Source organism: Bradyrhizobium sp. CSS354, from assembly GCF_029051725.1.
Lineage (GTDB): Bacteria > Pseudomonadota > Alphaproteobacteria > Rhizobiales > Xanthobacteraceae > Bradyrhizobium.
Genome location: NZ_JAACFU010000072.1, coordinates 1 through 1087, shown reverse-complemented (window position 1 = coordinate 1087; position 1087 = coordinate 1). Strand labels below are relative to the sequence as shown.

Below are 1087 nucleotides of genomic sequence, written 5' to 3'. Positions count from 1 at the left end.
GGCATCCCCCGTCCCCGGCAGCCCCCGGCCGCCCCGAAAAGAGCGCGGCCGCACGGCCGCCGACGGCGCACTTCCCCGCGGACCGGTGCGCATGGACCCGGCTTACCGAAGTCCGGCTGAAGGCGATGGGGAAGGGAAACGGCCGCGCGAAGGGGCGGAGCCCGGCGGCTCAGGCGCGCTTTCCGGCTGCGGTGGCGCGCTTGCCGGCGGTCTTCACCTGCCTGGCGGCCCCGACGTGCCGGCCCTCGGCCTGGCGCTCGGGACGGGGCGCTTCGGACCGAGACGCGCCGCCGCTGCGGAAGCGGTCGGCGATGGCCGCCCGACGGGCGCCGTCCGCCCGCCAATTGACCTGCGTCATGCCCTCGGCGGCCTCCTGCAGCAGCGCGCTGCGCAGCGCGTCGCCGTAGGTCCCAGAAAGCTTCCCCGCCGAGGTGTCGGCATGCTTGGCGAAGGCCTCGAGCCGCAGACGCGCCGCCTCGGCCCATTCCATGCCGAGGTCCTTCAGATGGTGCGGAATCCGCCGCCCGACGATGCCGGCGTCCCTCACGATCCACTTGAAGGTCTGCCAGCCGAGCTTCGGTCCGCGGTACCGCCCGCCGTTGGACTTGTGGAAGACGAATTCGCAACCGGCCGCCATGTCCTCCTCGTACCAGCGGCGCACCATCGGCGCGAACTCCAGGGGGATGACGTTGCCGCCCCGGCCCTTGTTGCCTTCGTAGGGGACGTCGCCGTCGCGGTGATAGTAAGATCAGGTCGTCCGTCACCTCGATCCAGGGGCGATCGTCCTTCGGCAGCGGCAGGCCGTCCGAGGGCTCCACCTCCGGCGGCACCCAGCGGGTCGGCGGCAGCCTGCCGCCCCTCGAGGCGGTGAAGGGCAGGAATTCGATGGCGCGTCGCCACGCCTTGCGGAACGCGACCGCGCCCCCGCGGCGCGCCTGAACGGGACCGTCCGGGCCGTCGACCATCACCGGCGCGCCGCCGGGTTCGTGCAGCCAGGCTTCGGCCGCGTTCAGCAGCCGGTCGTACTCGTCGACCGTCCAGGCGGTCTTGTCCAACCTGCCGGGATCGGGGTTGTGCAGCTTCACCC

Annotated in this window: 1 protein-coding gene; it reads right to left on the bottom strand. The window is 72.9% G+C overall.

Annotated features, from left to right (window positions below; translation table 11 throughout):
- Positions 1–169 precede the first annotated feature (169 nt).
- The gene (locus tag GWG67_RS38680) at positions 170–664 is read right to left on the bottom strand and encodes a hypothetical protein (RefSeq protein ID WP_275174889.1); all 495 of its coding nucleotides are present in this window, start codon (positions 662–664) and stop codon (positions 170–172) included.
- Positions 665–1087 lie beyond the last annotated feature (423 nt).

Bases quoted from the DNA above. Each gene is read 5' to 3' on its own strand.
- GWG67_RS38680 (WP_275174889.1), bottom strand. From the start codon at position 664: ATGGTGCGCCGCTGGTACGAGGAGGACATGGCGGCCGGTTGCGAATTC.